The following is a 17,089-nucleotide window of genomic DNA, read 5'->3' on the forward strand; positions in this document are numbered from 1 at the left end:
CGATTACATACCCGTAGCAACACGCGTGATGCCGCTGCGCCGCAGGTTTCGATAGCGAGCAAGCGCCCACAAGGGAAAGAACTTCGGGTATCCGTGATAGCGAAGATAAATGACACGTGGGATGCCGGTGCCGGTGACGGACGCGTCCTCCCATAGACCGTCCTGGCACTGTGTTGCAAGCAGGTAGGACATGCCGCGCGCAACCACTGGATGGTTGATTTGGCCGGCGGCCATCAATCCAAGCAGCGCCCAGGACGTTTGCGATGCGGTGCTCGGGGCTTGCGAGAAATGGTGGCAGTCGTGCTCGTAGCTGGCACAGCTTTCACCCCAGCCCCCGTCTTCGTTCTGGATGGCTATCAACCATTGTACCGCCCGTTGCAGGCGTGGGCTGTCATGCGCCACACCCGCGGCGTTCAATGCGCAGAGTGCTAGCCACGTGCCGTAGACGTAGTTAACGCCCCAGCGGCCGTACCAGCTTCCATTGGGCTGCTGTTCCCGCCATAGGTAATTGAGCGCGCGGTTGGCCGGCTCGCTATTGGCAGGCAATTGGCCAAGCTGAGCGAGCAGGGATAAGCACCGGGCCGATACGTCGGCCGTAGGCGGGTCCGTCATGGCACCGTGATCGGAGAAGGGGATGTTATCCAGATAACTGTGCGTGTTTTCTGCCTCGAAAGCGCCCCAGCCTCCGTTATGGCATTGCATGCCTACGATCCATTCCAGGCCTCGCGCCACAGCTTCCCGATAGGTTTCGGAGTGGGTCAGTTTGTCCCCACGGTCCATTGCGGCGCTGACAACGGCCGTGTCGTCGACGTCAGGGTAGTGGGCATTGCCGTATTGAAATGCCCAGCCGCCTGGTCGTACATGCGGGCGACGCGTAGTCCAATCGCCGCGCACGTCGAGAATTTGATGGACGCGCAACCAATCGAGTCCACGCGTAGCCGCTACCCGGGCAGCAGGCGTGTTTGCCTCAAGCAAAGCATGTGCGACAAATGCCGTGTCCCACACGGGCGATCGGGTTGACTGGCAATAAGCTTCGTGCTCTCCCACCGCCAGGAAATGTTCCACTGTCTGGCGCGCCATGGCTCTCAATGGATGATTTGCGAGGTAATCCAACGCGTCGTACATCATGACCGCCATGGCTGCGGCAGGGAAAATGCCTCCCAATCCTTCTTCTCCATCCAGCCGTTCGTCGACGAAGGCCACTGCGGATTGGATGGCGCGCTGCCGGGTGCGCTTTGGAAACAGAGGTTCTGTTGCCCTCAGCATGGCGTCGAGGCCGCGAAAGAACGCAAACAACCCGGCGTTTTGGTGCGGCGCGCGTGGCAACAGGCGCAGCGTAGATGGTGCAACCTTGAATAGTTCGTCGATTCCAACTTTGTATGCGTTTCTTGCTTGAGGGCGTTTGGCATTCACTACTAGCAACGGCACGAGGAAAGCGCGCGCAACCGGCGACATTTTCGACAAATGCGCTGGAAACCATGATGGTAATTGCATGATCTCGACGGGCATCATGGGTATGGCTTTCCAGGGAACGATGCCATGCAAGGCGAGCAGCGTGCGTGTGAATACGTTCGATGCCTCGGCGCCGCCGTGCGTAAGGATGGCGCGCCGCGCGCGCTGCATGGACTCGGTATCTTCGGCCTCGCCCATGATCTTGAGTGCGTAATAGGCATTGACGCTGCTGCTTACTTCGATCGGGCCACCTGTATACAGCGGCCAGCCGCCATCGGCGAGCTGCGTGCGATGGAAGTAGCGTGCTATTTTTTGATGCTGTTCGAGCTTGGGCGGCTCGCCCAAGTAATGCGTCAGCATAACGTATTCGGCTGTGGTGCTGGCGTCGGCTTCCAGTTCGTAAACCCAATGGCCGTCTAGTTGCTGTGCGCTTATCAGGCCTTGTGCAGCACGTTCGATGGTGCTTTCAAGCAAGGGAAGGTGCCCGGAGTCTTGTTCCCGGTTCCTATGCGGAGCGCCATGCTTAGCGGACAAAGCGGCGAACGTCTGAGTATCCATCCCAGCCCCCGTACCGAACTCGCTTCTTGAGGAGCCTAGATATGGATGGGGCCTTGTAAAGGACCTGTCTGGCTGGCGTGAATCAGGTCGGAATCATTTCATGGATGTGACGCAGGCGACGAAAGTCGGCGTTTGCGGCGCTCCCGGGGTTTGAGCTGCCGTTCCTCCTGTCCCCTTCCGGGGCTGTTGAGGCATCCGTCGGGTGAGCCTGCCAAGTCGGCCGTGCATCGCTGGTAACGTGGCCCTTGACGTCCCGTCAGGGCAAGGCGGATATACTGCACTCGCGCACTCCGCGCTGCCGATACGCCGAGAGGCCCCGACTCTTGACCTCCATCCGCCATATCAAGGCCGTCAACACGGCCACCCTGCGCAAAACCGTCATCGCCGCCCTTGAAGACCTCAAGGCCAAAGACATCCGAGAAATCGATGTGCGCGGCAAAACCTCCATCGCCGACCTGCTCGTGATTGCTTCCGGCACCTCGGGACGCCATGTGAAATCCATCGCCGACGAAGTCGTCAAGTTCGCCAAGCAGGCGGGCGTGATGCCGCTGGGTGTCGAAGGCGAGCGGGAGGCCGAGTGGGTGCTAGTGGATCTGGGCGATGTCATCGTGCATGTGATGTTGCCGCGCATCCGCGAGTTCTACGGCCTGGAGCGCCTGTGGACCGTCGGCGATCGCGACGCCGAAGGCGAAGCTGCCCTAGCGACAGGCTAGAGAAAATCCGGCATGCGCGCCCGCCTGATCGCCATCGGCGAACGCATGCCTGCATGGGTTGCAGAAGGGTTTGCCGAATACCGCAAACGGCTGTCCCACGATTTGCCCCTCGAATTGATCGAACTGAAACCCGGCGCACGCGGCAAGGGCCGCGACGATGCGCGTGCGGTCCATGATGAAGGCAGCGCCATCCTCGCCGCGTTGCCACGCGATATCCACGTGATTGCGCTGGATGGTCGCGGCAAGACCTGGTCCAGCGAGGAACTCGCCGAACAGCTGTCGAAGTGGCGCATGGCCGGACGCGATCTGGCCTTTCTCATCGGCGGTCCCGACGGCCACGCACCGGAAGTGGTGGCTCGCGCCGATCAAAAGTGGTCATTGGGTCCGCTTACGCTCCCACATATGTTGGTGCGGCTGGTGCTGGTGGAGCAGCTTTACCGCGCGACCACCTTGCTGGCAGGGCATCCGTACCATCGCGCGTGACCGGCAATGGTGGCGGATCTTCGTCACCGCATTGTCATCGGAGCCGTCATGCGCTTTCAGGTTCGCCAGGCGAACATCAACGATCTCGATAGGCTCGTGCCACTGTTGGATGGTTACCGGCAGTTCTACCGGCAACCTCCTGATCAGGCGCGCGCACACACCTTTATTGCCGAGCGCTTCGCACATCACGAATCGCTGATCCTGCTGGCTTGCGACGAGCAAGGCTTGGGTCTGGGCTTCACCCAGCTTTATCCGCTGTTTTCATCCGTGCGCACCGCGCGCATCTATCTGCTCAACGATCTTTTCGTAGCGCCGGATGCGCGCAGGTACGGCGTGGCGAAAGCCCTGCTGATCGCGGCGGCCGACCATGCGCGTGCCTTGGGTGCGGCCAGCCTGTGGCTGCAGACGGAGTTGGATAACGCCCCTGCGCAGGCGCTATACGAATCGCTCGGCTGGAAACGCGATCGGGATTTTTGTGATTATGGCCTGACGCTGTAGCGATTTACTTCGGAGCGAGCATGTACTTCCGGAGCACGTCATCGCTGTGGTGATTGGAGTAAGGTGTTCTTCGAATTTTAGCAAGGAGCCAGGTGTTTCATGCTTTATCTCGCCTCCCAATCGCCCCGTCGACGCGAACTGCTCGGGCAGCTAGGCGCCAATTTTTCCATTCTCGACGTGGACGTGGAGGAAGTGCCATTTCCGGAAGAAGCGCCGATCGATTACGTGCAGCGCGTAGCGCGCGATAAGGCGCTGGCCGGTTGGGAACACTTGACGCGCGAAGCGCAGGCCGATGCGCTCGTGATCGCGTCGGACACGGAAGTTGTGCTCGATCGGCGAGTCTTCGGCAAGCCGAAGGATGCCGACGATGCCGTGGACATGTTGCAGGCCCTGTCTGGCCACACGCATGAAGTCATCTCGGCAGTCTGCATGGTGTCAGGCAAACGGGAAGAGGGCGATGTCAGCATCTCGCGCGTACGCTTTGCAGCCTTGAGCGAACCTGAGATCAACGCCTACGTGGCGACCGGCGAACCGTTCGGCAAGGCGGGGGCGTATGCCATCCAGGGCAGGGGCGCCACGCTGATTGAGCATCTGGAAGGCAGCTATTCCGGTGTAATGGGACTGCCGTTGTTCGAGACTGCGCGCTTGCTGAGAAGCTTCGGCGTAGCTGTTTGACGTTTGTCTTGGCGCGGGCTTGGCGTTGGAGGCACGGATTCCGCCTCGAATGCCACGGAAAATACCATGCCCGGATGCGCGTTCTGTGCCGTGATGCTCCAGCCATGAGCACGTACGATTTCCTGGCAGATCGAAAGGCCTAGCCCCGCGCCCTCATGGTTGTCCGCACCGCGCCAAAAGCGCTTAAAGAGGTGCTGGAGATCTTCACGCGCCAAGCCCGTTCCGTAATCTCTGATCGAAAAGCCGTTGGCGGCCACGCCAATGACGATATGTCCGCCGGACCGTGAATGTCGGATGGCGTTTTCCAACAAATTCTTGATCAGAATGTAAAGCGCGCCTGGATCGGCCGGAACCAGCACAGGATGCGATGGTGCAACGATGGCGACGCTGACCTTGCATTGTTCCGCGAGTCTGCCGAGAAAATCGGCGACTTCTTGGGCTATGTTCGCGGGATTGGTGGGCTCTAGTAGGTAATTTTGCGCCTCGCTTACTTCTGCCAGATGCAGGAGCTGTTGAACTTGACGGGCCATGTAGTCGACGTCATTCAGCAGCACCGCGCGATCGGTTGTTCCATTCAGTTCAATCTCGCTACGGATCAGGGAAAGCGGTGTCTTGAGTTCATGCGCGACCGTAGCCAGAAAATTCTGTTGCACCCGATAACCGTGTTCGATGCGGGCGAGTGCTGCATTGAATGCAGTGATCAATGCATGAAGATCCGAGGGGAGGTCATCCGCATTGAGACGCGCAGTCAGATTTCGCGGCTCGATTCGCTCCGCGGCCAAGGATACGTTGCGCAGAGGCCTTAATACGTAGCGAAGGGTCAGCAAGACCACCGCGCTGAACAAAAGCATGGCGACCAGCGCGGCGACCAAGCTGATCCGCATCATCAACAACGCTTCTCGCGAGTTGCTTATTTCACGCATGCGCTCACTTTTCGTGACCTGGATGTAGTATGTCGATCCGGCGTGGTTGAATGGGGCCGTCGCTACATCCAGCAGAACGCCATTGTGATCGACTTGCAGCTTTCGCAGACCTGATTTGAACGAGTCATCGATGGCGATCAGCGGACTCGTCGATCCGTCCGAAGCGAGCAAGGTACGCCCGTGGGCATCGAGCACGCGATAGATGACGTCATTGGGCAACGCCGAATAGATGGCGTGCTCCCTGGCGGACAGCGCGACGGCGTTTGGAATGCCTTCGTCGCTGTAGAGTACGGCGTTTTCGACAAGTGCTATTTCCTGGGCTAAATGGCCTTGAATCCATATATCACGGCTCCACGAAAGTGCCATCACCAGCCCGCAGGCGACCAGGATGGACGTTGCCACGATGGCAAGGGCCGATGTTGCCAATAGCTTGCCCGACAGGCTACGGGGCCAGATGATCTTCGCGAAGCGCATAACCATGCCCTCTTACATTGGTGATGATGACGTTGCAACCAATCGCGGCGAGCTTCTTGCGCAAACGATGGAGCGCAACATCCAGAGCATTGGGCGTAACCGCTTCTTCCAAACCCCAGGCGGCATGCTCGATGCGGGTTCTCCGCACGGCCGAGCCGTGTGCTTCGACCAGGCAGAGCATGATCTGCAACTCCGTTGGTGCCAGTGATACCGACTCGCTGCCGCAGATCATCCGGCCGGGATCGGAATGAACGTGTAGATCGGCGAAGCTGGGCGAGAGGCTCTTGAGGGCTTCCGGGCGTCGCAGCAAGGCCCGCACGCGGGCGACCAATTCTTCGGTCGAGAAAGGTTTGGTCAGGTAGTCGTCCGCGCCGGTGTCGAGGCCGGCAATGCGGTCGTGCAACGCGTCGCGGGCGGTCAGCATCAGACACGGGATCGAACGCCCGGCTTGCCGCAGCCGTCGGACTAGGCCCAGGCCATCACCGTCCGGCAGGCCCCGGTCGATGATGAGCGCGCCGTAGGGCGCCGACTGCAGTGCACGCCAGGCAAATTCCATGTTGGAGAAGATATCCACTTCGATACCCGCCCGGGACAACGCAAGGCGCACGAGTGACGCCAGACGTTCGTGATCTTCCACCAAGGCGATCCGGTTCATGCGCGGCGATATCGTCAGAAGGTATAGAAATACGCGAATAGCACGCCGGACGATGTACTGCCATTTACTAGCGGACTATCCTTGATCTTCGAACCCAGCATGGTGGCGCTGATATCAAGCAGCAGGTGCTGATGGGGAGTGAGTGTATAGCCAATTCTCACGCCTGCCTTGGTATTGATAGTGGAGCCTCCAAGGTAGAGCGGGCGATTCACGCGAACCTCATCCGGTCGCACGCCGTAGTAGTAATCGACGTATTTCTTATCCAGCCAACTGGCACCGACATGCGGTGTCACATTGAGCCGGGGAGTGATCACAAAGCTCCTCTGCAGGGTAAGGTTCGCCTGACGGCCCTTGCTTTCTCCTGACGCATCCATGTCCCAATCGGCGGATAGGGTGAACCAGTCGTTGCGCCAGCTCGCGGCCGGCCCGACCCAGATGCTGCCGTTACGTTGGTGCATGCCTCGAAAAAAGGGCGAGTCGGAGGCTTTGTATCCCTCGCCGAGCGCGAAGGAGGCGCGTAGCGATACCGAGAATTGATCGGAAAACTTGGGTGCTTTCACGTCGAGTGTGTTTCCGAAAACGCGTACCCACGAATTTTCGTATTTGATCAAGGGAAACGGCGTGACCCGGTTGCCGATACCTCGATACGCCGTTTGTTCCACGGCGACGCCAAGGCCCAATGCCCAGTTGGAAGCACTTTCGCCTTTGGTGAGTACCGGTTCATCGGCGTAACTGATTTGAGCAGATAGGGCCGCAAGAAGTACGAGCGCGAGACGGCTGGCACGAAAGGAGATGGACATGGCTCAACGATAGGTAGGGGCGGGGTACCTACTGTTTTGCCTGCGCACTTACCTGATACTTACTGAAGCGAGCGATCCAACTTCTTGTTAGAAGAACAGCGCCACCAGCGCAAACAGGTTGTACACACCGTGCGTGAGAATGGCCGGCCACAGCGAACCGGAGCGCAAACGCAACCAGCATAGTGCGGCGGCAAGCAGAATCAGGTTCGGCAAGGCGTACCATTGAAAATCCAGGCCGCCCAGGTGCACCGCGCCGAACAGCACAGAACAGATCGTTATGGAAGGCGCCATCGGCAACCGACGCAGCAGCGCGGAAAACAGCACGCCGCGAAACATCAACTCTTCGATCATCGGGCCTACCGTCACCGCCACGATTGCCAGCGGCAGGCGCAGGTTGCTTGATGCGTGGCGGCTGAGTTCCTCCACGTTCTGCGTCACATCGTGGCCATGCGCCAGCAGTTGTGTGATCAGCGCGCCCAGCGGCGGCATCACCAAACCAACTAGCAGCGCCATCACGTACCAGCGACGCGAAAACGGCGCAGTCAAGCCGAAGCCGGGCGGCATGGCGCGGGCCCACAACAGCGGCCATGCGCGGTGCACCAGCCAGAACAGGATCAGCGCGATCAGCGGTAGCGCGATAACCACCAGCCTGGCGTTGGTGTCCGGCTGATTCATCACCTCCATCGCATGCTTGCGCAGATCGGCGAGCGGAAGCTGCGGATGACGCATTTTCTCCAGCACGCCGGCCGCAAAACCCATCAGCACGCCGGCAACCACTTGCAGCAGGAAATAAAGCAGGATCAGGCCGAACGCGTACAGCACACCCGGCGCTTTGATCGAGGGCGGTGGCGTGGCGGGTTCTTCCGGTGTGAACGGCAAAGCGGTCATCGACGATCTTGCATCAGCTCGCTAGCAGCGCGCGGCCCAGGCCAAGTGCGCTCATTACCACCAGCGCCGCCCAGCCCAGCATGCCCACCATATAGCCCGGCCCACGTTTGCTTGCGTTGCCGAGATAAGCCCACGCGTACCACACGCGCCCAAGAATCCACACCAGTCCGGCGACGCCGGCCCAAAGCACGTAGCCGTAATGCGTGGCCAGCCACAATGCGGGAAGGAACATCAGCGTGCTTTCCAGCGTGTTCATCTGCACGCGGTAGGCACGCTCGAACGCGGGATGCCCGCTGACGGCCGGCGCCTCGATGCGATATTTGCCGCGCGCCCAGCCTACCGCATACATCGTGCCGAACTGCAGTAGGACCGTCAGCAAGGTGACCAGGGCGGGCAGGTTCTGAATCATGGCGCATATGGGTAGGAAAGAGAGATGTCACTTTAGCGGTTTGGTGCCATGCTGTGGGGGATGGCCGGTGGCACGGCGATGGCGCGCGAGGGAGGCGTTATGGACTGGCAGAAGGGCGAAGAAAGTCAGAACGTCGAAGTCGACCAGGGCGGCGGTGGTGGCGGTGGCCGCGGCTTCGGTGGCGGACGGATGGGTATCGGCGGTTTGATCATCCTGGCTTTGCTGGGCTGGATCTTTTTCAAGAACCCGCTGGCCTTGCTCAACCAAGGTGGAGGACAGCCGAATACCTATGCACCCACCAGCCAACCGGCGCAGGTGGATCCGCAGCAGATGGAATTCGTGCGCCGCGTACTGGGTTCCACTGAGAAAACTTGGAGCGACATTTTCGCCGGCATGGGGCGCACCTACACCGATCCCAAGCTGGATCTATTCAGCGGTGGCGTGAACACCGCCTGCGGCGCGGCGTCCACGGCGGTGGGGCCGTTCTACTGCCCCGGCGATCAGAAGATTTATCTGGACCTGAATTTCTTCCGCGAACTGGAAACGCGTTTCCATTCCAGCGGCGATTTCGCGCGCGCCTACGTAATTGCGCATGAAGTGGGACATCACGTGCAGAACCAGCTCGGCATCTTCGCCAAGACCAGCCAGATGCAGCGGCAAGGCGCACGCATGGAAGGCGCTGATGGTTTGTCGGTACGGCAGGAGCTGCAGGCCGACTGTTTCGCCGGCGTGTGGGCCAATCGCACGCAGCAACGCCTGCAATGGCTACAGCCGGGCGACGTGGAATCCGCCCTCAACGCCGCCAGCCAGATCGGCGACGACACCTTACAGCGTGAAGCGCGCGGCACGGTGGTGCCCGATTCGTTCACGCACGGCACCTCGGAGCAGCGCGTGAAGTGGTTCAAGGTTGGACTGCAGGGCGGCGATATTCAGCAGTGCAATACGTTCAACGGGCCGGTGTGAGCCGAATTCGTTCCCTCTCTCGAACGCGAGAGGGAACAACGCTGATGCGCAGCTAACATCCGCCAAACATGCGCCAGGGGGCGCATCGTTGACCGCCATGATCCATCCTTGCCTGCGCTGCGGCGCTTGTTGCGCCAGTTTCCGAGTTGCCTTCCACTGGATGGAGGCCGACGCTTCCATGGATGGTCACGTGCCGCCGGAACTCACTGAAAAACTGGATCCGCACCGCCTGGTGATGCGCGGCACCCAGGCTCGCCACCCGCACTGCGCAGCCCTGGAAGGCCGTGTCGGCGTAAATGCACGCTGCAGCATCTATCCACACCGCCCTTCGATATGCCGGGACATGCTGCCTTCCTGGGAATTCGGAACACCAAACCCGCAATGCGACAAAGCCCGCCTCGCGCACGGCTTGCTGCCGCTAACATCGCAGGAATGGATCGGCTTGTATCCGCCAGTGCAAGAACCTGTTGTTTAGCGCATGACCGGCGCAGCCGCATCGTTCTGGAAAGCCAATGTGAACTGCCGCAGCTCGTCTTCGTTCAAGTCGGACACCGCGACGAAGTGCATACGATCGGCCGTCCAACGGATGACGGTGTAGCCATGATAGTGCGCTGTCTCCATCGTGGTGGCTGCGCCAGGTGCTGGCCATTGGTAAAGATCGATGACGTGCAGGCGCCGCTTGTAGATGAGTGCCGCCACGCTATGTCCTTCCAGCGCGTCGAGTCGACCGCCCACCAATGGGAAACCTTCATCCGCCAGATCCTTGACGTGCGGTGAGAAGTCCAGCTTGCCGGCAAACCACGGCTTGACGGTGTGCTGATCGGTCGAGATCACATCCATCAGGTGTTGCGGTTGCATCGCGCGTAGATGACTGGACACCGCTTCGTCGATCACCGGCCCAGTTTGCTCGGAAGCATTCCGCACGCTGGACAGCCACATCGGCGCGACAACCAGCAGTGCCGCTGCAAATCCCGCTGCCATGGCGAGCGCGAAAGGTGCACGACGCGTTCCGGCATGGGCATGGTTAGGAGATAAAGCAACCTGTCCGCTGGACCACTGCTTACGCAAGGCATCCGGTGCGCGGCGGTAAAGCGAGGCTTGCGTAAGTCCTTTGCGGAGCCGGTTGTAATCGGCGAAGCGGGCCGCGCACGCAGCACAGCCTTGCATATGGCGAGTGATCGCCACGCTTTGCGCGGCGTCCAGTTCGTCATCCAGATAGGCGTGCAGAAGCAGCCTGGCGTCATGGCACATCATGACGGCGTGCCTCCGTAGAGTGATGGATCATTTCGGCCCTCAGCCGCTCGCGAGCGCGCGCAAGCCGGGACATGACGGTGCCGATCTTCTGCCCGGTGATCGACGCGATCTCCTTGTACGAACATTCTTCCAGTTCGCGCAGCACGAGTGCTTCGCGCAAGGGATGCGGGAGATTTTCCAGCGCCGTCTGCAGGGTGCTGACATCTAACGCAAGCAGCGCGCGCGCTTCCGGCGTGGGTTGTTCGTCGGCGAAGGTATGCACATCATCGTCGAAGGTTTCGTGTGCATCGTCGGCAGCGGCTTTTGTTCGCAGCGAGTAGAAAGTGTTGCGCACGATGGCGAGCAACCACACGCGTGCATCGCCACCGTGAAAACTGTCGAAGTAGCGGAACGCGCGCAGCATGGCTTCCTGCACCACGTCCTGCGCATCCACATCGTCGCGGGCCAGCCAGCGAGCCAGGTTGTAGGCGGCGTCCAGATGCGGCAGCACGCAAGCTTCGAAGCTTGCGCTTCTGGCAGTGGATCCGCTTGTGTGAACGGTGAGTGGCATAAAGACCTATACCGCTGTTGCGGCGACTTTATTCCCTGACCCGAAAACAGGGAATAGGCGTGGCGTCATGCCGGTAATGCGAATGAGGGCGGCAATGGGCGGCCCCCATCTCGCGGAGCCAGCAATGACACAAGACATCTATGACGAACAAGCCGGCGGCCGGCGGCAATTTCTCAAGTGCATGGCCTGGGCCGGAGCCGGCACCTTATGGTTGATGAAAGGCGGCGTGCTGCATGCGCAGCCGCTGGGCGGCGACACGGGCGCGATCAAGGACGCCACCTTCAGCTTCGTGCAGATAAGCGATTCGCACATCGGCTTTCACAAGGCGCCCAATATGGACGTGGCCGGTTCGCTGCGCCACGCCTTGGCGAAGATCAACACGGAGGCCGCACGTCCGGCTTTCCTGCTGCATACCGGCGATCTCACGCATCTGTCCAAGCCGGAGGAGTTCGACACGCTGTCCGGATTGATGCAAGAGGCGCGCGTCGGCCGTAGATTCTACGTACCGGGCGAACACGATGTGATCGGCGATAACGGCGCCGAATTCTTCCGCCGTTTTGGCGAGAAGCAGCATGAAGGCGGCTGGTACAGCTTCGACCAACAAGGCGTGCACTTCGTGGGGCTGATCAATGTGCTCAACCTCAAGGCGGGCGGCCTGGGTTCGCTGGGTACGGATCAATTGGCCTGGCTGAAGAACGATCTGGCCGGCCTGTCCGCCGAAACACCTGTCGTGGTGTTTGCGCACATGCCGTTGTGGTCGCTGTATCCGCAATGGGGCTGGGGTACTGATGACAGCGCCGAAGCGATGACTTATCTGCGCCGGTTCGGCTCGGTCACCGTGTTGAACGGGCACATCCATCAGGTTCAACAGAAAGTGGAAGGCAACATCACGTTCTATACCGCGCGTTCCACGGCTTATCCGCAACCTGCGCCGGGCGATGGTCCTGGCCCGGGCCCGCTTCAAAGCGTGAAGGCCGAAGAGCTGCATCGCTATCTGGGTATTCGCGATGTGCGCCATGTGCGGGGCAGCGGCACGCTTGCCGTGACCGACGAGGTATTGCCGGCATGAATCTGTCATCGATATTCCGCGCAGGTTGCGCGTCGATCTTGATGGTTGCGCTGTGCGGTGCCGCGGTTTCGTGCAGAGCCGCGGACGTTGCGCCGGCCAAGGGTAAGAATTACCAAGTGGCGATCCAGAACTTCGCCTTTGCGCCGAAAACCATCACCGTGCCAGTCGGTGCGCGCGTGGTCTGGACCAATCGTGACGAAGAGCCGCACGTGATCACCAGCGCCGGTTCGCTATTCGCCTCATCCAAGGCACTGGATACTAGCGACAGCTACGGCGTGACGTTTTCCAAGCCCGGCACTTACGCCTACTACTGCTCGATCCATCCCATGATGGTCGGCACGATCATTGTGCAGTGACGGCAGTTGGCGCGCTGTCGAAGCGGTAGATGTCCATGGCGATGAAGCCGAGGTCGACGCCGGCGTCGATGCGCCGTCCGTCGACATGCTCGCCAGCGGCGCCGAGCGCTACATACAGCGGCAGCAGATGTTCGTCGGTGGGATGCGCGCGTTCGGCGAACGGTGCCTGGCGGCGGTAATCGAGCAGCGCATCCACGTCACTGCTTTTGATCTTCTGTTCGATCCAGCCAATGAACGGACGCACGTAAGGTGCTTCGTTGTCGTCGCTATAGCCGGCGCGGAAATCGTGCAGATTGTGCGTGATGCTACCCGAGCCGATCACCATGACACCCTGCTCACGCAGCGGTGCCAGCGCGCGGCCCACCGCGTACTGGTGAGCCGGCCCCAGGTGCGGCTGGATCGACAGCGGCACCACCGGAATATCAGCGTTCGGATAAAGCAGGCGCAGCGGCACCCAGGCGCCGTGGTCGAGCCCTTGCTGCATATCGAGCGTGGCCCCGAGTCCAGCCTGGTTGAGTCGCTGCGTGACTTCCACCGCAAGTTCCGGTGCGCCTGGCGCCGGATATTGGATGTCGAACAGTTCGCGCGGAAAACCGTAGAAATCATGGATGGTTTCCGGCCGCGCTGCGCCACCCACGCTTGGCTGGTGCGCAAGCCAATGCGCAGTGGCGATCACGATGGCTTTCGGACGCAGCAGTTCGGCGGCGATCTCGGCCAGCCGTTCGCCGACCTGTCCGGGGTGCAGGGCGGTCATCGGCGAGCCGTGGGAGATGTAGAGGCTGGGGAAGGTGTTCATGGCGGTATAAGTATGGCCGGATGAACGGGTTTGCAGCGGTGAGTGGCAGGGAACGGACTGTTGCGTCAAGTGGAACGATGTTTGGGTGTGGCAAGCAGTCTTGCAGAATCGTCATTCCGGCGAAGGCCGGAATCCAGTACAAACATGCTGTGCGAAGCACTCAACCTAAAAAGTTTTGTGTGCTTCGCACGACGTATTGAGACTGGATTCCGGCCTTCGCCGGAATGACGAATTGGCAAGATTGAGCTAACGAAGAGAGCGTTATTTACGACGCATAGGCTTATCGCCACCGCGCCCGTGCTTCGCCGGTTTGCCTGAGTGCCCGCGTGCGTGCGCCGGCTTGAATCCACCAGGTTTGCGCGGCGGACGCGCGCCGGCTTCCTCTTCCTTGCCATCCCATTCGCAGATTTGCAACTGCTGCTGGTTCACCCACACTTTCTTCAAGTGCTCGAAAACTTCCTTCGGCATGCCGTCGGGCAAATCGACCAGGCTGTAATCGCCGCGGATGCTCAGGCGGCCGATGTACTGGCTCTCAAGGCCGGCTTCGTTAGCGATAGCTCCGACGATGTTGCCGGGTTTCACGCCGTGTTCGTGGCCGACTTCGATGCGATAGGTGCGCTTACCTGCTTCGGTCGCATGCGGGCGAAGTTGGCGCGGGGCGAAGTCGCGCGGGCTGTCCTCGCGGTGACGCGGTTCGCGTGGTGCGCGGCGCGTGTCGCCATCGTGTTCACGCGCGGGACGCGGCTCGCGTTCCTGCGTACGTTCGCGCTTGGCCGGCGCTTCCAGCAACAGCGGGCGATCGCCTTGCGCGATGCGCGCCAAGGCGGCAGCGATTTCGATGGCCGGTATGTCGTGTTCCTGTTCGTACTGTTCGATCAGCTGCTGAAACTGTTCCAGACTGCCCATAGCCAACGTGTCGCTGATGCTTTGCTTGAAGCGTGCGATGCGGCGATCGTTCACTGCTTCGACCGTGGGCAGTTTCATTTCCTCGATCGGCTGGCGTGTGGCGCGTTCGATCGCGCGCAGCATGCCTTTCTCACGCGGTGTCACGAACAGGATCGCCTCGCCGCTACGACCTGCACGGCCGGTGCGGCCGATGCGGTGTACGTAGCTTTCGGTGTCGTACGGAATGTCGTAATTCAACACGTGGCTGATGCGTTCCACGTCCAGGCCGCGCGCGGCGACGTCGGTGGCGACGAGAATGTCGAGCTTGCCTTCCTTCAACTGCTGGATCACGCGTTCGCGCTGCGGCTGCGCGATATCGCCGTTGATGGCGGCGGCGGCCAGGCCGCGCGCCTGCAGTTTTTCTGCCAATTCCTCGGTAGCCTGCTTGGTGCGCGCGAAGATAATCATCGCATCGAACGGTTCGGCTTCGAGGATGCGCGTCATCGCATCCAGCTTGTGCATGCCGCTCACCCACCAGTAGCGCTGGCGAATGTTGGCGGCGGTAGTGGTAGCAGCCTTGATGGTGACTTCAGCCGGATTTTTCAGATGCCGCTGGGCGATCTTGCGGATTGGCGCTGGCATGGTGGCGGAGAACAGCGCAACCTGGCGTTCCGGCGGCGTGGCTTCAAGCACCTTCTCCACATCGTCGATGAAGCCCATGCGCAGCATTTCATCCGCTTCGTCGAGCACGATGAAGCGCAGTTCGGAAAGATCGAGCGTCTTGCGATCGAGATGATCGATCACGCGCCCCGGCGTACCGACCACCACGTGCACACCGCGCCGCAAGGCATGCAACTGCGGGCCGTAGCTCTGGCCGCCGTAGATCGGTAGCACCTGGAAGCCCGGCATGTGCGCGGCATAGCGCTGGAACGCCTCGGCCACCTGAATTGCCAGCTCGCGCGTGGGTGCCAACACCAGCGCCTGCGGCTTGCCGGGGCGTGTCTCGATGCGCGAAAGAATCGGCAGTGCGAACGCCGCAGTCTTGCCGGTGCCGGTCTGCGCCTGGCCCAGTACGTCGCGGCCTTCGAGCAGGGACGGGATGGTGGCGGCCTGGATCGGCGACGGCGATTCATAACCCACGTCGGCCAATGCGCGCAGCACCTCCGGCGTGAGCGCAAGCGCAGAGAAGCCAGCGGCGGCCGGAGCAGAGTCGGAAGACGGGGACGACATGGGGAAACCTCGACGAGGCATGCACGGGGCATGCGGGAGAAAGGTGACTATTGTAACAGCCCATGGCCGACATACTCTTGGATTGCACAGCCATGGGAGCCGTCATGAAGAACCGCCTGCAAGATCGCATCGCGCTTGTTACGGGTGCGTCCTCGGGGATCGGCGAAGCGACCGCACTGGCCCTCGCCGAGCAGGGCGCCAAGGTGGCGATTGCCGCACGACGCAGGGATCGGCTGGAGCAGCTTGCCGCCACGCTCGCCGGGCTGGGCGCGGAGCCGCAGGTGCTGGTGGCTGATCTTGCGTCGGAAGTGGAGGCCCAGCGCATCGTCAAGGAAACGGAGGCGCATTACGGACACCTGGACATCCTCATCAACAACGCCGGTGTGATGTACCTGGAACCGGTGGCCGAAGCGGATCTTGGCCGTTGGCGTCGCATGCTGGAGTTGAACGTACTCAGCCTGATCGCCTCCACCCAGGCTGCGCTGGCCGGCATGCGCGCGCGGCGTGACGGGCACATCGTGAACGTCTCGTCGGTAGCGGGGCGCGTCGCCAATCCCAACGCGGCGGCGTATGCGGCGACCAAGTTCGGCGTAGTGGGCTTTTCCGAATCGCTGCGGCGCGAGGTGTACAAGGACAATATCCGCGTCAGCGTGATCGAGCCGGGCATGGTGGATACCGAATTGCGCGAACACATCGGTCATGAAGCCAGTCGCCGTGCGGTCAATGCACGCGCCGGCGAAATGCGCCAGCTGCAAGCGGAGGACATCGCCGACACCATTCTGTTCTGCGTAACGCGTCCAGACTACGTGTGCATCAACGAAGTGTTGATGCGCCCGACGGATCAAGAGCGTTGAACACGTGATTGCATTGCCGTATTTGCAAACAGCGCGCGCACGCATCCGTCTGGCGGAAGAGTCGGATGCGCCGAAGCTGCTTCGCTATCGCCTGGAGAACCGCGAGCATTTGGCATCTTGGGAGCCGCTGCGCGAATCGGCGTACTACACGCTGGAGCATTGCCTGAAGACCATCGTCGACAGTCGTGACAACGCACTGCAGGATCGCGGTTATTCCCTGATGGCTTTCGATCCGACCGAGCAGACGATGTTGGCCACCTGCACCTTCGCCAATATCGTGCGCGGTGCCTTTCAGGCGTGTCATTTGGGATATGGAATCGCTGCGCGCATGCAAGGGCAGGGGCTGATGCGTGAAGTGTTGGAAGCAGGTATCGCCTGGGCGTTCGGCGAACTGCACTTGCATCGGATCATGGCCAATTATCTGCCACGTAACGAGCGTAGTGCGCGGTTATTGGCGTCGCTCGGTTTTGAGCGAGAAGGCTATGCGAAGCGGTATTTGCAGATTGCTGGAACGTGGGAGGACCACATACTCACGGCGCTAATCTGTCCGGAGGGGTGAATCTTGCGAGGTTCAGCTCCCTCTCCCCGGTGGAGAGAGGGAGTG

Annotated in this window: 20 protein-coding genes; 10 read left to right on the forward strand and 10 right to left on the reverse strand. The window is 60.9% G+C overall.

The window, feature by feature from the left end:
* Positions 1-3 precede the first annotated feature (3 nt).
* Positions 4-1,926, reverse strand: coding sequence for a squalene--hopene cyclase (gene shc / locus ISP18_RS06515; protein ID WP_380008323.1), 1,923 nt, complete (start codon positions 1,924-1,926; stop codon positions 4-6).
* A 407-nt stretch (positions 1,927-2,333) separates the two neighbouring features.
* On the opposite strand from shc, the gene rsfS reads away from it, so the two are divergent.
* The 4 genes from rsfS (at position 2,334) to ISP18_RS06535 (ending at position 4,379) form a co-directional block, all read left to right on the forward strand.
* A complete protein-coding gene (gene rsfS, locus ISP18_RS06520; RefSeq protein ID WP_380008326.1) occupies positions 2,334-2,723 on the forward strand; it encodes a ribosome silencing factor in 390 nt (129 codons plus the stop codon).
* Positions 2,724-2,735: 12 nt separating this feature from the next.
* Positions 2,736-3,206: a 23S rRNA (pseudouridine(1915)-N(3))-methyltransferase RlmH gene (gene rlmH, locus ISP18_RS06525; protein WP_380008329.1), complete on the forward strand. Its 471-nt coding sequence runs from the start codon at positions 2,736-2,738 to the stop codon at positions 3,204-3,206.
* 48 nt (positions 3,207-3,254) lie between these two features.
* Positions 3,255-3,704: a GNAT family N-acetyltransferase gene (locus ISP18_RS06530; protein WP_380008332.1), complete on the forward strand. Its 450-nt coding sequence runs from the start codon at positions 3,255-3,257 to the stop codon at positions 3,702-3,704.
* Between the two features lie 99 nt (positions 3,705-3,803).
* Positions 3,804-4,379, forward strand: a complete 576-nt coding sequence (locus ISP18_RS06535; RefSeq protein ID WP_380008335.1) for a Maf family protein — start codon at positions 3,804-3,806, stop codon at positions 4,377-4,379.
* On the opposite strand, the gene ISP18_RS06540 is transcribed toward ISP18_RS06535, so the two are convergent.
* From ISP18_RS06540 to ISP18_RS06560, 5 genes are all read right to left on the reverse strand, one after another.
* Complete coding sequence (locus ISP18_RS06540; protein WP_380008338.1) at positions 4,307-5,782, reverse strand: sensor histidine kinase; 1,476 nt, start codon at positions 5,780-5,782, stop codon at positions 4,307-4,309. The genes ISP18_RS06535 and ISP18_RS06540 overlap by 73 nt on opposite strands.
* Positions 5,745-6,431, reverse strand: a complete 687-nt coding sequence (locus tag ISP18_RS06545) for a response regulator transcription factor (protein WP_380008341.1) — start codon at positions 6,429-6,431, stop codon at positions 5,745-5,747. The genes ISP18_RS06540 and ISP18_RS06545 overlap by 38 nt, the downstream gene beginning before the upstream one ends.
* A gap of 14 nt (positions 6,432-6,445) precedes the next feature.
* Positions 6,446-7,231 carry a MipA/OmpV family protein gene (locus tag ISP18_RS06550; RefSeq protein ID WP_380008344.1) on the reverse strand — a complete coding sequence of 262 codons (786 nt, stop codon included), beginning with the start codon at positions 7,229-7,231 and terminating at the stop codon, positions 6,446-6,448.
* 87 nt (positions 7,232-7,318) lie between these two features.
* On the reverse strand, positions 7,319-8,119 hold the full coding sequence (locus ISP18_RS06555; RefSeq protein WP_380008347.1) for a CPBP family intramembrane glutamic endopeptidase: 801 nt from the start codon (positions 8,117-8,119) through the stop codon (positions 7,319-7,321).
* A gap of 13 nt (positions 8,120-8,132) precedes the next feature.
* Entirely contained in the window at positions 8,133-8,525 is a 393-nt protein-coding gene (locus ISP18_RS06560) for an MAPEG family protein (RefSeq protein WP_380010953.1), read from the reverse strand.
* A 102-nt stretch (positions 8,526-8,627) separates the two neighbouring features.
* Here ISP18_RS06560 and ypfJ point away from each other — a divergent pair, with 102 nt between their 5' ends.
* A complete protein-coding gene (ypfJ, locus tag ISP18_RS06565; RefSeq protein WP_380010956.1) occupies positions 8,628-9,491 on the forward strand; it encodes a KPN_02809 family neutral zinc metallopeptidase in 864 nt (287 codons plus the stop codon).
* Positions 9,492-9,588: 97 nt separating this feature from the next.
* On the forward strand, positions 9,589-9,966 hold the full coding sequence (locus tag ISP18_RS06570) for a YkgJ family cysteine cluster protein (protein WP_380010959.1): 378 nt from the start codon (positions 9,589-9,591) through the stop codon (positions 9,964-9,966).
* On the opposite strand, the gene ISP18_RS06575 is transcribed toward ISP18_RS06570, so the two are convergent.
* Complete coding sequence (locus ISP18_RS06575; RefSeq protein ID WP_380008350.1) at positions 9,963-10,745, reverse strand: anti-sigma factor family protein; 783 nt, start codon at positions 10,743-10,745, stop codon at positions 9,963-9,965. The two genes, ISP18_RS06570 and ISP18_RS06575, sit on opposite strands and share 4 nt — an antisense overlap.
* Complete coding sequence (locus ISP18_RS06580; RefSeq protein ID WP_380008353.1) at positions 10,732-11,235, reverse strand: sigma-70 family RNA polymerase sigma factor; 504 nt, start codon at positions 11,233-11,235, stop codon at positions 10,732-10,734. Before ISP18_RS06580 ends, ISP18_RS06575 begins: the two co-directional genes overlap by 14 nt.
* A gap of 184 nt (positions 11,236-11,419) precedes the next feature.
* Here ISP18_RS06580 and ISP18_RS06585 point away from each other — a divergent pair, with 184 nt between their 5' ends.
* Together ISP18_RS06585 and ISP18_RS06590 are read left to right on the forward strand one after the other, a co-directional pair.
* The gene (locus ISP18_RS06585) at positions 11,420-12,364 is read left to right on the forward strand and encodes a metallophosphoesterase family protein (RefSeq protein WP_380008356.1); all 945 of its coding nucleotides are present in this window, start codon (positions 11,420-11,422) and stop codon (positions 12,362-12,364) included.
* Positions 12,361-12,720 carry a cupredoxin domain-containing protein gene (locus tag ISP18_RS06590; protein WP_380008359.1) on the forward strand — a complete coding sequence of 120 codons (360 nt, stop codon included), beginning with the start codon at positions 12,361-12,363 and terminating at the stop codon, positions 12,718-12,720. Before ISP18_RS06585 ends, ISP18_RS06590 begins: the two co-directional genes overlap by 4 nt.
* Here the strand turns inward: ISP18_RS06590 and ISP18_RS06595 are convergent.
* Positions 12,707-13,516 carry a DODA-type extradiol aromatic ring-opening family dioxygenase gene (locus ISP18_RS06595; RefSeq protein ID WP_380008362.1) on the reverse strand — a complete coding sequence of 270 codons (810 nt, stop codon included), beginning with the start codon at positions 13,514-13,516 and terminating at the stop codon, positions 12,707-12,709. The two genes, ISP18_RS06590 and ISP18_RS06595, sit on opposite strands and share 14 nt — an antisense overlap.
* Before the next feature lie 261 nt (positions 13,517-13,777).
* The gene (locus ISP18_RS06600; protein ID WP_380008365.1) at positions 13,778-15,631 is read right to left on the reverse strand and encodes a DEAD/DEAH box helicase; all 1,854 of its coding nucleotides are present in this window, start codon (positions 15,629-15,631) and stop codon (positions 13,778-13,780) included.
* Between the two features lie 104 nt (positions 15,632-15,735).
* On the opposite strand from ISP18_RS06600, the gene ISP18_RS06605 reads away from it, so the two are divergent.
* Entirely contained in the window at positions 15,736-16,485 is a 750-nt protein-coding gene (locus ISP18_RS06605) for an SDR family NAD(P)-dependent oxidoreductase (protein ID WP_380008368.1), read from the forward strand.
* Positions 16,486-16,489: 4 nt separating this feature from the next.
* Positions 16,490-17,044, forward strand: a complete 555-nt coding sequence (locus tag ISP18_RS06610; protein WP_380008371.1) for a GNAT family N-acetyltransferase — start codon at positions 16,490-16,492, stop codon at positions 17,042-17,044.
* The last annotated feature ends 45 nt before the right edge of the window (positions 17,045-17,089 follow it).

This window comes from Dyella humi (assembly GCF_044904605.1).
Lineage (GTDB): Bacteria > Pseudomonadota > Gammaproteobacteria > Xanthomonadales > Rhodanobacteraceae > Dyella_B > Dyella_B humi.